15 protein-coding genes and 2 tRNA genes are annotated in these 14,570 nt (G+C 66.6%); 9 read left to right on the forward strand and 8 right to left on the reverse strand.

Annotation, left to right across the window (positions count from 1 at the left end):
- The 3 genes from VAR608DRAFT_RS29575 to VAR608DRAFT_RS29585 all read right to left on the reverse strand — a co-directional run bounded on the left by VAR608DRAFT_RS29575 (position 1) and on the right by VAR608DRAFT_RS29585 (position 3,595).
- Positions 1 to 462 (reverse strand): SixA phosphatase family protein, encoded by a 462-nt coding sequence (locus tag VAR608DRAFT_RS29575; RefSeq protein ID WP_088959042.1) that lies wholly within the window; start codon positions 460 to 462, stop codon positions 1 to 3.
- Between the two features lie 4 nt (positions 463 to 466).
- Entirely contained in the window at positions 467 to 2,644 is a 2,178-nt protein-coding gene (gene ppk1, locus VAR608DRAFT_RS29580; RefSeq protein WP_088957320.1) for a polyphosphate kinase 1, read from the reverse strand.
- A 75-nt stretch (positions 2,645 to 2,719) separates the two neighbouring features.
- Positions 2,720 to 3,595: a GNAT family N-acetyltransferase gene (locus tag VAR608DRAFT_RS29585; protein ID WP_088957321.1), complete on the reverse strand. Its 876-nt coding sequence runs from the start codon at positions 3,593 to 3,595 to the stop codon at positions 2,720 to 2,722.
- A gap of 143 nt (positions 3,596 to 3,738) precedes the next feature.
- Here VAR608DRAFT_RS29585 and VAR608DRAFT_RS29590 point away from each other — a divergent pair, with 143 nt between their 5' ends.
- From VAR608DRAFT_RS29590 to VAR608DRAFT_RS29600, 3 genes are all read left to right on the forward strand, one after another.
- On the forward strand, positions 3,739 to 5,421 hold the full coding sequence (locus VAR608DRAFT_RS29590) for an FAD-dependent oxidoreductase (RefSeq protein WP_088957322.1): 1,683 nt from the start codon (positions 3,739 to 3,741) through the stop codon (positions 5,419 to 5,421).
- A gap of 73 nt (positions 5,422 to 5,494) precedes the next feature.
- Positions 5,495 to 6,199, forward strand: a complete 705-nt coding sequence (locus VAR608DRAFT_RS29595; protein ID WP_088957323.1) for a glutathione binding-like protein — start codon at positions 5,495 to 5,497, stop codon at positions 6,197 to 6,199.
- Positions 6,200 to 6,249: 50 nt separating this feature from the next.
- Positions 6,250 to 6,326: transfer RNA gene (locus VAR608DRAFT_RS29600), tRNA-Pro, on the forward strand.
- A 45-nt stretch (positions 6,327 to 6,371) separates the two neighbouring features.
- On the opposite strand, the gene VAR608DRAFT_RS37300 is transcribed toward VAR608DRAFT_RS29600, so the two are convergent.
- Entirely contained in the window at positions 6,372 to 6,623 is a 252-nt protein-coding gene (locus tag VAR608DRAFT_RS37300; protein WP_157731152.1) for a hypothetical protein, read from the reverse strand.
- Positions 6,624 to 6,727: 104 nt separating this feature from the next.
- On the opposite strand from VAR608DRAFT_RS37300, the gene VAR608DRAFT_RS29605 reads away from it, so the two are divergent.
- Positions 6,728 to 7,516, forward strand: coding sequence for an SDR family NAD(P)-dependent oxidoreductase (locus VAR608DRAFT_RS29605; RefSeq protein ID WP_157731153.1), 789 nt, complete (start codon positions 6,728 to 6,730; stop codon positions 7,514 to 7,516).
- Positions 7,517 to 7,570: 54 nt separating this feature from the next.
- Positions 7,571 to 7,647: transfer RNA gene (locus VAR608DRAFT_RS29610), tRNA-Arg, on the forward strand.
- A 215-nt stretch (positions 7,648 to 7,862) separates the two neighbouring features.
- On the opposite strand, the gene VAR608DRAFT_RS29615 is transcribed toward VAR608DRAFT_RS29610, so the two are convergent.
- Complete coding sequence (locus tag VAR608DRAFT_RS29615) at positions 7,863 to 8,912, reverse strand: GNAT family N-acetyltransferase (protein ID WP_088957325.1); 1,050 nt, start codon at positions 8,910 to 8,912, stop codon at positions 7,863 to 7,865.
- Positions 8,913 to 9,167: 255 nt separating this feature from the next.
- On the reverse strand, positions 9,168 to 9,368 hold the full coding sequence (locus VAR608DRAFT_RS29620) for a hypothetical protein (protein WP_088957326.1): 201 nt from the start codon (positions 9,366 to 9,368) through the stop codon (positions 9,168 to 9,170).
- Between the two features lie 301 nt (positions 9,369 to 9,669).
- Between VAR608DRAFT_RS29620 and VAR608DRAFT_RS29625 the strand changes: the two genes are divergently transcribed.
- Entirely contained in the window at positions 9,670 to 10,503 is an 834-nt protein-coding gene (locus VAR608DRAFT_RS29625; RefSeq protein WP_157731154.1) for a 2OG-Fe(II) oxygenase, read from the forward strand.
- Positions 10,504 to 10,607: 104 nt separating this feature from the next.
- Here the strand turns inward: VAR608DRAFT_RS29625 and VAR608DRAFT_RS29630 are convergent, their stop codons facing one another.
- The gene (locus tag VAR608DRAFT_RS29630; protein WP_088959043.1) at positions 10,608 to 11,159 is read right to left on the reverse strand and encodes a VOC family protein; all 552 of its coding nucleotides are present in this window, start codon (positions 11,157 to 11,159) and stop codon (positions 10,608 to 10,610) included.
- Between the two features lie 141 nt (positions 11,160 to 11,300).
- On the opposite strand from VAR608DRAFT_RS29630, the gene VAR608DRAFT_RS29635 reads away from it, so the two are divergent.
- From VAR608DRAFT_RS29635 to VAR608DRAFT_RS29645, 3 genes are all read left to right on the forward strand, one after another.
- Positions 11,301 to 11,912, forward strand: a complete 612-nt coding sequence (locus tag VAR608DRAFT_RS29635; RefSeq protein ID WP_088957328.1) for a MarR family winged helix-turn-helix transcriptional regulator — start codon at positions 11,301 to 11,303, stop codon at positions 11,910 to 11,912.
- A gap of 29 nt (positions 11,913 to 11,941) precedes the next feature.
- A complete protein-coding gene (locus VAR608DRAFT_RS29640) occupies positions 11,942 to 12,916 on the forward strand; it encodes a Bug family tripartite tricarboxylate transporter substrate binding protein (protein ID WP_088957329.1) in 975 nt (324 codons plus the stop codon).
- A gap of 112 nt (positions 12,917 to 13,028) precedes the next feature.
- Positions 13,029 to 13,619, forward strand: coding sequence for a hypothetical protein (locus VAR608DRAFT_RS29645; RefSeq protein WP_197700430.1), 591 nt, complete (start codon positions 13,029 to 13,031; stop codon positions 13,617 to 13,619).
- Between the two features lie 8 nt (positions 13,620 to 13,627).
- Here VAR608DRAFT_RS29645 and VAR608DRAFT_RS29650 read toward each other — a convergent pair whose 3' ends face one another.
- Positions 13,628 to 14,539, reverse strand: a complete 912-nt coding sequence (locus tag VAR608DRAFT_RS29650; RefSeq protein WP_088957330.1) for a 1-acyl-sn-glycerol-3-phosphate acyltransferase — start codon at positions 14,537 to 14,539, stop codon at positions 13,628 to 13,630.
- Positions 14,540 to 14,570 lie beyond the last annotated feature (31 nt).

Raw genomic sequence — 14,570 nt, forward strand, 5'->3', positions numbered from 1 at the left:
CTACAGCAGCTCGGGCGCCTGCACCGTCACCACGACCGTCTGCACGTCGCCGTCGCGTTCGCGCGTGCGGATCCACCAGACCGAGCCCTTGCGCACCGGGCAGCTGTCCTGCTGCAGGCCGAGCAGCAGCGAAATGGCCTGCCCGAGCGAAGGCTGGTGGCCGACCATCAGCACCACCGACTTGCCGTTGGGCCAACCCGCGGCGGATAGCAAGGCATCGGGCGTCGTGTCGGGCGCAAGCTCGCTGCGCAGCTTGTACTTGCGGCCGAGCGCGAGCACCGTCTGCTCGCAGCGGCGGGCGGGGCTGCAGACGATGCGGGTGCCTTCCGGCAGCTGACGGTCCAGCCATGCGGCCATGCGCTTGGCCTGCTTCTCGCCGCGCGGGGTCAGCGAGCGCTGCATGTCGTCCATGCCCTCGACCGACTCATCGGCCTCGGCGTGGCGCCAGAAAATCAGATCCATGCTGTCAGCTCCGTGGTGCAGCGCGTTGGAGTCCGCGCGATGCATAACGATTCATGAGCGCCGTCTGCGCGCCATGGGCTTCGATGGTGCGCGATGCGCCCTCCTCGCCCGCGTGGGTGTCCTTGTAGACGCGGTGGTAGACGCCGTCGGAATCCAGGTTCCAGGCATCGCGCCCGTCATGCAGGTAGGCCACCAGGCATTCGTCGATGAGCCGCTGCCGCAGCACCGGGTCGGTCACGGGCCAGGCCAGCTCGATGCGCCGCAGCATGTTGCGGTTCATCCAGTCGGCGCTCGACAGGTAGAGCGATTCGTCGTTGCCCTGCCGGAAATAGAAGACGCGCGAATGCTCCAGGAAGCGGCCGATCACCGAACGCACGCGGATGTTGTCGGTCAGCCCCGGCACCTTCGCCGGCAAGGTGCAGGCCCCGCGCACGATCAGGTCGATCTTCACGCCCTTCTGTCCTGCCTTCACCAGCGCGGCGATCAGGGCCTCGTCGGTCAGGGCGTTCATCTTCACGACGATGCGGGTCGGCTCGCCGGCGGCCGCGGCCGCGCCCAGCGCGTCGATGCGCGCGATCAGATTGCGATGCAGGTCGAAGGGCGCAAGCCACATCCGGTTGAGCTTCGGCAGGCGGCTCTGGCTGGCCATGTGGACGAAGACGGCCTCCATGTCGGCCGTGAGCAGCGGGTCGGCCGTCAGATGGCTGATGTCGGTATAGAGCGCCGCGGTGCGCGGGTTGTAGTTGCCGGTCGACAGATGCCCGTAGCGGCGCATCTGCTTGCCCTCGCGGCGCGTGACCAGCAGCATCTTCGCGTGCGTCTTCAGGCCGACCACGCCATAGACCACCTGGGCGCCGATCGATTCGAGCATCTCGGCCCAATTGATGTTGGCCTCTTCGTCGAAGCGCGCCTTGAGCTCCACGACCGCGGTCACTTCCTTGCCGCGCCGCACCGCTTCGCGCAGCAGGTCCATCATCTGCGAGTCGGCGCCGGTGCGGTAGATCGTCTGCTTGATCGCGAGCACCTGCGGGTCCTGCACCGCTTCGCGCAGGAACGCGAGCACGCCTTCGAAGTTCTCGAAAGGCTGGTGGATGAGCACGTCGCCGCGCTGCAGTCGCTCGAAGAAGGATTGCCCCGGCGACAGCGCCACCGGGTAGGAGGCCTGGTACGGCGGAAACCTGAGCTGCGGCTCGTCGATCAGGTCGATCATCTGCGCGACCCGCGCGAGGTTGACCGGCCCGTGAACGCGATACAGCGCCTGCGGCGGCAGGTCGAACTGCGCCAGCAGGAAGCTCGCGAGCGACTCGGCGCAGCTCGACGACACCTCCAGGCGCACGGCCTGCCCGAAATGACGGTGCTGAAGACCCTGCCTGAGCGCGGTGCGCAGGTTCTTGACGTCCTCCTCGTCGACCGCGAGGTCGGAATGGCGCGTCACCCGGAACTGGGAGAACTCGCCGACCTCGCGCCCCGGGAACATGCTCGACAGGTGCGCCCGCACCACGCTCGACAGCGCAATGAACAGCGTCTTGCCGCCCGACACCTTGGCCGGCATGCGGATCATGCGCGGCAGCACCCGCGGCACCTTCAGGATCGCGATCGGGTTTTCACGGCCGAAGGCGTCCTTGCCGCCCAGGCGCACGATGAAGTTCAGCGACTTGTTCGCAACCTGCGGGAACGGATGCGCCGGGTCCAGCCCGACCGGGATGAGCAGCGGGCGGACCTCGCGCTCGAAATAGTCGTGCACCCATTTGCGCTGCACCGCATTGCGTTCGCCATGCGAGATGATCTGGATGCCCTTGGCCGCGAAGGCCGGGATGAGCGCGTCGTTGTACAGCGCGTACTGCCGGTCCACCAGCGCGTGTGCCGCCTCGGCCAGCCGCTCGAACGATTCGACGTTGTAGTTGCCCTTGTGCTCGCCGGCGAGATGCGCGGCCAGATGCGGCGCGGCGCGAACCTCGAAGAACTCGTCGAGATTCGACGAAACGATCGTGAGGTAGCGCAGCCGCTCGATCAGCGGCACCTCGGTGCGATGCGCCCAGTCGAGCACGCGCTCGTTGAAGGCCAGGATGCTGTGGTCACGATCGAGCAGCGTGAGCCCGGGTTTGACGGGGGCGTTCAGGACGTCGCCGGATTCCGGCAAGGGGGAAACGAACTCAGGATCAGCCGACACAGATGCAACCATAGACCAAAACATGACAGTTTCACCACCACTTATGACAGTTGCATGACATTCGTGTGACGGTGTTTCCCCGCTGTCTCAATCGGCCGGATGACCCAGGAAGTGCTTGCGGTAGCGCGCCGGCAGGTCTTCGATGCGCATCAGCATGGGCAAGTCGGCCGTATTGAAATCCGGATCCCAGGCCGGCGGCCCGAGCACCTTGGCGCCGAGCCGCAGGTAGCCCCTGATCAGCGCGGGCGGCTCGATGTCGAGCGCGTCGTTGAGCCGGTGCACCGGCAGCGGCAGGCGCGGCTGCACGTGGTATTGAATAGGCGCAAGGTGCGTTGCCGACAACTGGCTCCAGATGCTCGCTGCCGCGTCACCGCTGGTCACGCCGTTGTGCCACATCGGGATGCTGGCGCAGCCGATCATGGTGTCGAGGCCGTTGCGGCTCATGAAATCCGCCAGCGCGCCCCAGAGTGCGAGGATCACGCCGCCCTGGCGGTGCTCGGCATGGACGCAGCTTCGGCCCAGTTCGACCATGCGCTGGCGCAGGTCGCGCAGCCGGGTCAGGTCGAATTCGGTGTCGCTGTACGTGCTGCCGACCCGCCGGGCCTGCGCGGGAGTGAGCACCCGGTAGGTGCCGATCACGCGGCCGGTCGCATCGTCGCGCACCAGCAGGTGCTCGCAGAAGTCGTCGAACAGGTCCACGTCGTGACCCTCGATCGGGGTCGAGAGGCGGGCGCCCATCTCGCCGGCGAAGACCTCGTAGCGCAGGCGCTGCGCCGCGCGCACTTCATCCAGATGACGCGCCCAGGTCACGCTGATGCCGCCAGCCGCCTCCTTCGCCGCCGCCTGCGCTGCGCGCGGCACGGTGATTGCCTCGGAGCGCTGCACCGGGGTCTGGGCGGGCCAGAGGGCGGCACGCAGGCCCAGTTGCGAGAACGGAAACGTCGGTGTGGGCAGTTCTTTCATGCGGGGTCCCTTTCTGCGGACGGAGTCTCGGCATCCGCGGTGAAACAAGCGTGTCAGTCCGGTGGCAATTGCGTGACTCGCACCCAATCGGCCGTATCGGCGTTTAATGCCGGGAATTCGCTCAATGGAGTCCTGGAGTTTTCATGGCCAACGAAGCACGTATCGAGGTCGAGACCCGCCGCCACCAGATGTTTCCGGTGCTGAGCGCCGCGGACATCGCGCGCATCCGCCGCTTCGGCACCGTCCGCCACTATGAGGACGGGGCGTGCCTCTTCACGGCCGGCGAGCCCGGGCCGGGCATGTTCGTCGTGCTGGACGGCGTGGTGGCGATCACGCAGCGCGACGGCCTGGGGCGCGTGGTGCCGATCGAACGGCAGGGGCCCGGCCAGTTCCTGGCCGAAGTCGCCCAGCTTTCCGGACGCCCGGCGCTGGTCGACGGCCATGCCGAAGGCCGGGTCGAGACCCTGCTGGTGCCGCCGGACCAGTTGCGCGCGCTGATCATCGCCGAGGCCGACCTGGGCGAGCGCCTGGTGCGCGCCATGATCCTGCGGCGGGTCGCGCTGATCGAATCCGGCGCCAGCGGCCCGGTCCTCATCGGCCCGCCGCAGTCGGCGGATCTGCTGCGGATCCAGAACTTCCTCGGCCGCAACGGCCATCCCTACCACGTGGTCGACGCCACGCAGGACCGCGACGCCGCGGCCCTGCTCGAACAATATGGCGAGGCGGAGCTGCTGGTGGTCTGCCCCGACGGCTCGGTCTCGGTCAATCCGACGGAGAACGCCCTGGGGCGCTGCCTGGGCATGGTCGACACCATCGAGCGGCAGGAGCTCTTCGATGTCCTCGTGGTCGGCGCCGGTCCGGCCGGGCTCGCAACCGCCGTCTACGCGGCATCGGAAGGGCTTCGCGTCATCGTCGTCGATTGCCGCTTCTTCGGCGGACAGGCCGGCGCGAGCGCGCGCATCGAGAACTACCTGGGCTTTCCGACCGGCATCTCCGGCGGCGCGCTGGCCGGCCGCGCCTACGTGCAGGCGCAGAAATTCGGCGTCGAGATGCTGATCCCGGCGCAGGTGTCCTCGCTGGATTGCACAGCGGCGGAATCGAAGGGCGAGATCTCGGTGCAACTGGTGGATGGCCGGCGGCTGCGCTCCAGGACGGTGGTGATCGCCAGCGGCGCGCGCTACCGGCGGCCCGAGGTTCCCCGCCTGGCGGAATTCGAGGGGCGCGGCATCTGGTACTGGGCATCCTCCCTCGAAGCGAAGCTGTGCGCACAGCAGGAAGTCGCGCTGGTGGGCGGCGGCAATTCGGCGGGACAAGCCGCGGTGTTCCTCTCGCAGCACGCCGCGAAGGTCAACGTGCTGGTGCGCGGCCCGTCGCTCGCGGCCACCATGTCGCGCTACCTGATCGACCGCATCGAGGCCACGCCCAACATCTCGCTGCAACCCTACACCGAGCTCGTGCACTTGCATGGCGAGCCGGCCACCGGCCTCAACGGCGCCACCTGGCGCGACCGCCGCAGCGGCGATCAGCACGACTGCCCGGCGCACAACATCTTTCTCTTCATCGGCGCGGTGCCGGAAACGGACTGGCTCGCAGGCTGCGGCGTCGCGCTCGACAGGAACGGTTTCGTGCTGACGGGGGCCGCGGCGCGCGGCGGCTTTCCGGCCAAGGTGGCTGCGCCGCTCGAATCCAGCGTGCCCGGCGTGTTCGCGGTCGGCGACGTGCGCTCGGGTTCGGTCAAGCGAGTGGGCGGCGCCATCGGCGAAGGCGCGGCAGTCGTCGCGCTCATCCATCAGCACCTCGCGGCACGCGAGGGCGCGGTGGCCTGAAGGCATCCCCTGCACGAATCGGCGGCGACGGCTATGCTGGCCGGCCCGTCATCACTCCCTGGAATCCCGAGACATGTCTCAAGCCCCCATCGACGTCTATTCGTGGGCCACGCCGAACGGCCACAAGGTTCACATCATGCTGGAGGAATGCGGCCTCCCCTATCGCGCGCATCCGGTCAACATCGGCAAGGGCGACCAGTTCGAACCCGCTTTCCTGAAGATCAGTCCCAACAACAAGATCCCCGCGATCACCGATCCGCAAGGGCCGGACGGCAAGCCCCTCTCGCTCTTCGAATCCGGCGCGATCCTCGTCTATCTGGCCGGCAAGACCGGCAAGTTCCTGCCCGAGAACGACCGCGGCCGCTTCGCGGTGCTGCAGTGGCTGATGTTCCAGATGGGCAGCGTCGGACCGATGCTCGGGCAGACCCACCACTTCCGCAGTTACGCGCCGGAGAAGATCCCCTACGCCATCGACCGCTACTCGAACGAGGCCAAGCGCATCTACGGCGTGATCGACAAGCAGCTGTCGACGCACAAGTTCATCGCGGGCGACAGCTATTCGATCGCGGACATCGCGATCTTCCCGTGGCTGCGCAGCTACGAGAACCAGGGCATCACGCTCGAGGACTTTCCATACCTGAAGCGATGGTTCGAAGGCATCGCGGCGCGGCCCGCGGTGCAGCGCGGCGTCAAGGTCCTCGCGGACCTGCGCACGCCGATCACGGGCGAAAAGGAACGCGAGATCCTCTTCGGAAAGACGCAATACCAGCGTCGCTGATCCGCTGCGCCCGGAAGTGCGCCGCTGTCAGGTTAGAATAAAAGGCTTGTCGGGGTGTAGCGCAGCCTGGTAGCGCATCTGCTTTGGGAGCAGAGGGTCGCGAGTTCGAATCCCGCCGCCCCGACCATCAAAACGCAATGCCCGCATCGACGCCAGTCGCTGCGGGCATTCTTCATTTGCACTCGCACACCGCGCCCCGCGTGCATACGCCTTGCGCACTTCCCGCGACGCGCGTCGTCACGCCGGCCTTGCAACTCGCGCGCTCCTGGTACGGGCAGCGGATGTCGCAGCCCAGACAGGCCCCCTCCACCGGCGCATCGCAATAGTGGCCCATCAAGGGCGGGTCCAGCGCGCTGCCGGCGGGCTTTCCAAGATTGGCGCACCCGGCGAGCAACGCGATCGCGACAAGCAGAAGAGGTCTCATCAAGAATATCCCCAGGTGGCGATTCAGGTGCCGGCAGTATGGACGAGTCCAGTCCCGGCAACACCTCACAATGCATCGATTGCGAACGACCTCCTGGAGATGACATGGACCTTCAACTGACCGGCAAACACGTACTCGTCACGGGCGGCAGTCGGGGCATCGGGCTGGCCTGCGCGCGTGCGTTCCTCAAGGAAGGCGCGAAGGTCAGCATCGCGGGCCGAAGCCCGGCGCATCTCGACGCGGCCGCCGCGCAGTTCCTGGCTGAAGGTCACGCGGTCGGCGGCTACAGCGCAGACCTGGGCGACCCGCGTGCCGCGCAGAACATGGTCGACGCGGTAGAGGCCGAGTCCGGCCCGATCGACATCCTCGTCAACTCCGCCGGCGCCGCGCGCCGCACGCCCTTCGACGAACTGCGGCCGCAGACCTGGCAGGATGCGATGCAGGCGAAATTCTTCACCTACATCAACGTGATGGACCCGGTGATCAAGCGCATGGCCGAACGGGGCTCGGGCGCAATCGTGAACGTGATCGGCATGGGCGGCAAGGTGGCCACGCCGACGCATCTCGCGGGCGGGGCCGCGAATGCGGCGCTGATGCTGGCCACGGCCGGCCTCGCCGCGGCCTACGGGCCGCGCGGCGTCCGCGTCAACGCGGTCAATCCGGCCCTGACGCTGACCGACCGCATGGCCGAAGGCATCGCGGCCGATGCCCGCCTGCGCCAGATTCCCGAAGCCGAGGTGCTGCGCGACGCCCAGACGCGCCTGCCGCTCGGCCGCCTCGCCCTGCCGGAGGACATCGCCAACGCGGTGGTCTTCCTCGCATCGCCGGGCGCGAGCTATATCTCCGGCGCGATTGTCTCGATGGATGGCGCGGCGACGCCGATGGTGGTCTGAGCCCTTCCGGCCAGCGGATCCCCTCGCCGCCTTAGAATCTCGCACCCACACTCGCTGCCCGTAGCTCAGTTGGATAGAGCACCTGCCTTCTAAGCAGGTTGTCGGGGGTTCGATCCCCTCCGGGCAGGCCAGTCTTGTGATTGTGGCGCGCGCCCGGCGGCGGCGGCGGCTGGCTGGCTCCTCTGGCCTCTCCTGGTCGTTAAGTTCGCTCTCCTGCGCTCTACGGCGAAGAGCTGGATGTGATTGCCGCCGTCGATCAAGAGTTTGGGGTTCATCGCGTTCTCAAGTAGGGGCCCACGACCAATGCCCGCTCGTGGCCCCTTGTGCTCTCCAGGTGCCGCTCGTCTTAGCCCTCAGGCCTGAGCTGCTTTCGCATGGGTAGGCCCTCGATACCGAACGCCGAAATCGGAGGCCCGTCGAAAACGAATCCGTTGCGCAGGTAGAACGACCGGGCTGTGCGGGTGCTCTCCAGGTGCAATGCCTCGACCCCCTCAGCGGCCGCGAGTCCTTCGATTGCTGCAAGCAATGCCTTGCCCACGCCTGTGAACCGCACGGAAGGAACGACATAGCAAAGCGTCACCTCTCCTGTCTCCAACGCGGACGCGAACCCGACTGTTTCGTCGCCAACGCTGGCGAGAAACGAGAACGCGGTCGGAGCGGCGATGACCTTTCGAATGAACTCGGGTGTCTTGTTGCGCAGCCATCTTTCGACTACTGCGACATCGTCGCGGTGGTCCTCGCGACAACACTCAAGGATTGAGCTCCTGATGACTTTGCACGCGGCAGCTGCATCGTCTTCCGTTGCAGGCCGGACTCGAATTCTCTTCGGCTCTTGCGGTGTCGCTTCCTGCTCAGGGGCACGATTGGGCACGGAAACGGTCTGCGGAAGACGGAACTCGAGCAGGTCTTTCCACCGGCCCGACGAGCTCTCAATCAGGGCGACAGAACTGCAGTGCGCCGTCACCTTGGCACCTCGGTCGAGGCGCAGCCGGAGTGTCTCCGCTGCCTCGTCGGCTTCGGCGGCACTTCCATGTGCCACCGTAAGGTGTGGCACGACGCCATGATGTTCGCCTGCATACGGCTGGAAGTCAGGGAAGGCTTCTGCTATCGCTCGCGTCATCGCGACGAACGGCGCTGCTGGTTCAGGCACGAGGTAGGCTGTCGCAGGAAATCTGCCGACTGAGCGCAGCTCGAAGGGGAACGCTCCGGTCCGCTCCAAGGCGCGCCGCGCCTTCTCCAGCACGCCGGCGGTGATGTCGCCGGGGTCCATGAAAGGAACCAGCACCGTGATGTGCGCCGGGACGCCGAGCTTGGATGTGGCGTCAAAGCGCTCGCGCAGCGGCCCAACCAGCGATTCGGCGCCGGGGACTTTCACGATAAAGGCGGATATGGGCATGGCCCGTCATCGTACGGCCGCAGACAGTTGTGCGCGACGCGAAGGTCCGCTACCCAGCGACGCCCCTGAGTGCCACCATCAACTCTTCCGACGAACGGACCATCGCGACAAGCCGGCGTTCAAGGTCAGGAAGAGTGCTGCGCTTCATGTCTGACAGCATAGGCGGAAGGTGCCCGCGAGCCACGGCTCGGGCCCAGATTCTGCCGCAGCGACTCCGGTCCGCACACGAAAATGCGGTCTGTACGAGGCCAGCGCCTAGAAGTTCGACATCGTGGTGGTGCCGTATTCAGTCAGCCGGCCGCCCTGCGTCTCCTCGGCGCCGCTCGCCTGCCGCGTTGAAAGGAACAGTGTTGTGGCCGAGACTCCGAATAGCGCCAGCAGTACCCACCAGCCACACGCGTAGACCAGTCCAACCGGCACGAGGACAGCAAGAAGGAGAAAGAATGCCCGCAGCATGGAACCAGTTTGCCTCGCCGCGGACAGCTTGCGTCGTGAAGAAGTGCACGCGCAGCGCCGGAATTTGCTGAATGCGAGGCGACCGTGCGCAGGCTCGAGGTGACGAAATCAGGGCGCGTGTGACATCCTTCCTTGAGGGGCTTGCCCACCTTGATTTAGAGTGGCCCAACGGACTGAAGAGCCATAACTTCCATGAACACGAGGAGGTGCTGTCATGTCAGCTCTGATGCCAACCGAATCCGGGCGGTCACGCGCGGAACAATCGCCGTTGCCCGTTGAAGGCACTGAATCGCCGCGGCCCTTGCTGGACGATCATGTGTGCATCCGCGGCGTCCGGTTGCGGTACTCGGAACTCGTCGACCGATCCTTCTTCGCCCCCGAGCAACGTGAGCGCCTGCGCCAGCAATTGGAGCTTGCCCAGCCCTTCCCGCATCTCGTGCTCGATGGCCTGTTCCATCCGGCGTTGCTGGAACTCGTCGCAGAGGAGTTCGATACGCAGCCTGCCTCCAGTTGGGCTGAGGTCAAGAGCCCGTACGAATGCACGCGCCGCTTGCTGCCGGGCGAGAGCTTGCAGACCGCTTCGCAGTTGTACTTCGACATCGTGAGTTCGGGCTGGTTCACCGCGTGGCTGACTTCGATCACGGGCGTGCCCTACTTGCTGTCGGATCCCAAACTGTGGGGCGGTGGGCTGCACGAAAGCCGGTCCGGCGGCGCCTTCTCGATCCATCGCGATTTCTACCGCCACCGTGACATCGGCTTGCGCAATGCGATGGTCTTCATCACCTACTTGAACAAGGGGTGGCAGCCCGAATGGGGCTCGGCGCTGGAGCTGTGGGACAAGAAGGCCGATCGCTGCGCGAAGTCGATTCAGCCCGAGTTCGGCAGGACGATGATCCTGCCCCACGGTCCCGTGAGCTATCACGGGCATACGAAGCCGCTGAAGACACCGGACGGACGGCCGAGGCGTTCGGTAGCCGCGTACTTCTACACGAGCCCGTTCGCGGGCAAGCGCCATGGCGATGAATCGGCATCGACCTTCCTGCACCCCGCGCGAATCGACCAGGCCAAGACCATTGCGCGCATGATCGTGCCGCCATTCATCTGGGCACTGGGAAGGAAGGTCATGGGCCGCTGAACTCGCGACGGCCCGAAAGGCCGTTCCCTTGCTGTCAGGATCGGCAGCGTGCGTCGGGTTGTTCTATTTCTCACGGTGTTCGGGGGTCGACGCAAGCGATCGGGTCACCAAGGTGCGACAGCGCGCTGCTCCAAGGTCCCTTCTTCAAGCATCCGGCGCCGCATTTGCGTGTGCCAGTCGGCTCGCGGCATGTGCCCTGGAGTGGCTTTGACCATGGCCTCGGTCAGCGCGCGGATTGCGTCATCGGACAGCGAAAGATCGAGCGGCACCGACACGGGCGGCGCGTACCAGGGCGTCTGGGCGAAGAGTTCGATCCGGTTGCCTTCCGGATCAAGGAAGTACACCGACCACGCGCCTCCGTGGTTGGTGGGATCCAGGCCTTTCACCTCCTCCTCGCGCAGAAGGCCGTGCACGCGCCGGAGTTCAGCCAGAGAAACCACGCGGAACGAGATCTGATTGATGGTCGAGACCGCCGCGCCATCGCGCCCGGGCACCAGCACGATCTGATGGTGCTCCTGCGGATTGCGTGACAGGAAGACCAGGTCGCGGCCGCGAATCCGGGCGCGGTCCGTGACGCAGAAGCCGAGCACGCGCGTATAGAAGTCCGTCATCGGCGCCATGTTCGTGACGTAGATGCCGATATGGGCGAAGGCCATCTGGGGCGCAGTGTTCATGGCGACGCTCCTTTCGCAGCGACTTCTTCTTCCATCGCAGGGATTGTGCGCTTGCAAGGTGCGCCTTGAACAAGGCGCTTTTCACTATTATGATAATCATAATTCTAACGATATACGCGAATCATGGCCGCAACGTCATTCATGCAGCGCTACCTCGGTGCCGATGCGCCGCAGCGGGACAGCGCCGAGCCGGTCGTGCACCGGCGTGGGCAAACCTACCTGGCCCGGTGTCTGCACCAGATCACGCTCGGGGCCATGTCAGGCGCGCTCGAGGGCTCGGGTCTGGTGTCGATGCATTGGGGGGTCCTGCGCGCCATCCAGCTCGAGCCGGGGATTGGCCAGCAGCGCCTCTGCGAGCGGCAGAGCATCGACCCGAATTCGGCCAGCCGGCTGGTGGACGAGCTGGAGGCGATGGGCCTGGTTCGCCGCGAACCGGTGCCGAGCGACCGGCGCGCCTATGCGCTGCATCTGACCGAGGCGGGCCGCCGGCTGCGCAGCCGTCTGCGCCCGCTGGTGCTGGCGGCGCAGGACCGGGTGCTAGAGCCGCTCACCGAGAAGGAACGCCAATTGTTCCTGGAGCTGCTGACGCGGGTCGTGGAGGGCAATTCGGCGCTCGTACGTCCCGGCAACGGGCGCCGGCGCCCGGCCCGCGCCGCCAGGCGCCCGGATGAACCTGGCGCCGTGGACTCGACCCGGCGCGCCGCCTCGCCAGGCACGCGGCGCGCCCGGCCCTGACCACTGCCCGCTGTTGAAAGGAGTTCATCATGCTCCGTGACAACATCCCCTCCATGGCCCGCAGATCGCTGCTCGGCGCGGCGCTGGCGGGCCTGTGCGGCGCGGCATGGCCGCAACTCCACGAACAGCCACTGCGCCTGCTGGTGGGCTCTGCGCCCGGCAGTACCATGGACATCGTCGCCCGCCAGATCGGCGAGGCGTTCATGGCGCGGACCGGCCAGACGCTCATCGTCGACAACCGGCCGACCGCGGGCGGCATCGTCGCCCTGGACCTCGTCCACCGGGCACCGCCCGACGGGCGAACACTGGGCCTCGTCTATGCCATGCAGATGACGGCCGCACCGGCGCTGTTTCCGAAGCTGCCATACGACCCGGTGCACGACTTCACCCACATCGGCATCCTGTTCGTCGGCGTGCAGGTGCTGGTGGTGCCGGCCGCGCTGCCGGTGCACGACTTCGCTGAACTGATCGCGCTGGCCAAGGCGCGCCCCGAGGGTTTGCGCTATGCCACGCCGAATGTCGGCTCGCCCCAGCATCTGAGCCTGGAACTTCTGCGCGCCAACACCGGCATGAAGCTCCTGCACGTTCCCTACCATGGCGGCCCCGCCGGGATTCAGGCCGTGCTGGCGGGCGAAGTCGACCTCACCCTCGAAGGCGTGGCCCTGCTGCTGCCCTACATCCGCAGCGGGCGCTTGAGGGCGCTGGCCGTGGGCGGCAGCCGGCGGCTCGAGGTGCTGCCGGAGGTGCCGACCTTCGACGAGCTGGGCGTGCCTGGCATCGGTGAGATATGGATGGGGCTGGTGGCGCCGCCGGGGCTGCCCACCGCAACCCGGGTTGCGATCCAGGCCGAGATGTCGCGGGCGGCGCTGGCGCTGCGGCGGGACTACGAGGCCATCGGCCGCATCGTGGAGCCCGGCAGCGGCGAGGCGATGATCGAGAGAATCCAGCGCGAGGCCCCCGTGTGGCGCGAGCTGATCCGCAGTGCACGGATCACGCCGGAGTGATTTGCTCGCCAACGACCAGCGTGAACAGCACTACGGCATGCATTCCACTGCAGACAGCCAGCGGCACTTTCGGGTGCCGTTGGTCCGAATCGGGCCTCAACCTTGGAGACGCATGATGCAGATCCTGCTGGCCTTCGCGCCCTTCATCGCCTTCGCCGCTCTTTCGCGCATGGTCCCGGTCACGCTGGCGCTCGCCGCGGCCGCGCTGGTGGCCATCGTCCAACTGCTCAACGACGTCGCGCGCCACAAGCGCAGCATCAGGATCCTCGAGGTAGGCACCGCCCTGCTCTTCTGCGGCCTGGCACTCGTTGCCTGGTCACGCGGCGGCGCATGGGGCATTGCCGAGGTGCGCTTCTGGGTGGACGGCGGCCTGTTCCTCATCGTGGCCTTCTCGATGCTGATCCGCCAGCCCTTCACGCTGCAATATGCACGCGAACGCGTCAGCCCCGAGATCGCCGCCAGGCCGCAGTTCCTGCGCGTCAACCAGATCCTCTCGGGCGTGTGGGCGCTGGCCTTCCTGGTGCTCACCGCGGCCGACCATGTGATGGCGCGCATGCCGCAGGTGCCGCTATGGATCGGCATCGCCCTGTCGGTGGGTGCGATGGTGTTTGCCTTCTGGTTCACCAGCTGGTATCCGGAGCGGCAGCGGCGCCTGATGGCCGCGGCACAAGCCGCACAGGCCACGCAAGACGCCAAGGGCTGAAGCCGGCCTCACCCCCGGGGAATCCCTCGCCCAGCTCTTGCCTGGTCCATGCGTTGGGCCGCGCGTTCCGCAAGAATCAGGTGACGCATCTGCGCAGCAACGGATGCACTGAGTTCATGGGCCCGGTCCGGCCCTGCGTTCGACACGCGGCCGAACGCGACTCTGGCGACAAGCCCGCGATAGCGAGGAAGCGCAACCTGCATCGCGGCAGCAAGCCTCTCTCTGTCGCGCGCCGTGCGACGCAACAGGGTGAGCGGATGCCTCTGCGCGTCCGGCGAAATCACATTGCTCACCAGCGCAGGCACGAATCGCGCGTGAGGGACCAGCCGGGCGAACAAGGCAAAACTGCTGGACCAGTTCCGCAACGAGGCAACGGCCCGCTGCGGACCAAAGGTCGCAGGGTCGGGTTCGATGTCTCCCGCCGGGAAGGTCAACAGAGCGCCTCCCTCCTGCAAATGCCTTGCGGCACCTCGCATGACGGCCAAGTGCCCTGCCCGGTCCTCAGGCAGAAGAAAGAGTTGTCGCGCCACATTGGGCAAGGCGCGCAGAAAGGGGCGATCCGAGGCAATCACCCGCAGGTCCGGCCGCAACGCGAGACTGGTGAAGAGAGCGACCGTATCCGTCATTCCAGGGTGGTTGGCCAGAACGATCAGAGGGCCTTGCACCGGAACATGCTCGATGCCCGACGTGACGAGGCCGGCTGTCATGCGGCTCATCAACCACGCACTGCCCTGGGCAAGACCCTCGTTGCCGACACGCGTGTCGAATTCGTGGGCAGTCAGGGCGAAGCGGCGAGCCGTCGGCCGGAAGATGTGGCGCAAAGGCGTGCCACGAAGACGCAACAGGCCAGCCGAATCCAGGATGTCGACGATGTTGACCTCGGTGAGCGTCTCGATCAGCGGTGGTGCAGTGGCGGACATCTGGCAGGAGCGCGAAATGCGCGCGATGCTG

This window comes from Variovorax sp. HW608, from assembly GCF_900090195.1.
Lineage (GTDB): Bacteria > Pseudomonadota > Gammaproteobacteria > Burkholderiales > Burkholderiaceae_C > Variovorax.

Bases quoted from the DNA above. Each gene is read 5' to 3' on its own strand.
- VAR608DRAFT_RS29635 (WP_088957328.1), top strand. From the start codon at position 11,301: ATGGCCGCAACGTCATTCATGCAGCGCTACCTCGGTGCCGATGCGCCG.
- VAR608DRAFT_RS29595 (WP_088957323.1), top strand. From the start codon at position 5,495: ATGTCTCAAGCCCCCATCGACGTCTATTCGTGGGCCACGCCGAACGGC.
- VAR608DRAFT_RS37300 (WP_157731152.1), bottom strand. From the start codon at position 6,623: ATGAGACCTCTTCTGCTTGTCGCGATCGCGTTGCTCGCCGGGTGCGCC.
- VAR608DRAFT_RS29650 (WP_088957330.1), bottom strand. From the start codon at position 14,539: ATGTCCGCCACTGCACCACCGCTGATCGAGACGCTCACCGAGGTCAAC.
- VAR608DRAFT_RS29615 (WP_088957325.1), bottom strand. From the start codon at position 8,912: ATGCCCATATCCGCCTTTATCGTGAAAGTCCCCGGCGCCGAATCGCTG.
- VAR608DRAFT_RS29620 (WP_088957326.1), bottom strand. From the start codon at position 9,368: ATGCTGCGGGCATTCTTTCTCCTTCTTGCTGTCCTCGTGCCGGTTGGA.
- VAR608DRAFT_RS29585 (WP_088957321.1), bottom strand. From the start codon at position 3,595: ATGAAAGAACTGCCCACACCGACGTTTCCGTTCTCGCAACTGGGCCTG.
- VAR608DRAFT_RS29575 (WP_088959042.1), bottom strand. From the start codon at position 462: ATGGATCTGATTTTCTGGCGCCACGCCGAGGCCGATGAGTCGGTCGAG.
- VAR608DRAFT_RS29640 (WP_088957329.1), top strand. From the start codon at position 11,942: ATGCTCCGTGACAACATCCCCTCCATGGCCCGCAGATCGCTGCTCGGC.
- VAR608DRAFT_RS29645 (WP_197700430.1), top strand. From the start codon at position 13,029: ATGATGCAGATCCTGCTGGCCTTCGCGCCCTTCATCGCCTTCGCCGCT.
- ppk1 (WP_088957320.1), bottom strand. From the start codon at position 2,644: ATGGTTGCATCTGTGTCGGCTGATCCTGAGTTCGTTTCCCCCTTGCCG.
- VAR608DRAFT_RS29630 (WP_088959043.1), bottom strand. From the start codon at position 11,159: ATGGCCTTCGCCCATATCGGCATCTACGTCACGAACATGGCGCCGATG.
- VAR608DRAFT_RS29590 (WP_088957322.1), top strand. From the start codon at position 3,739: ATGGCCAACGAAGCACGTATCGAGGTCGAGACCCGCCGCCACCAGATG.
- VAR608DRAFT_RS29605 (WP_157731153.1), top strand. From the start codon at position 6,728: ATGGACCTTCAACTGACCGGCAAACACGTACTCGTCACGGGCGGCAGT.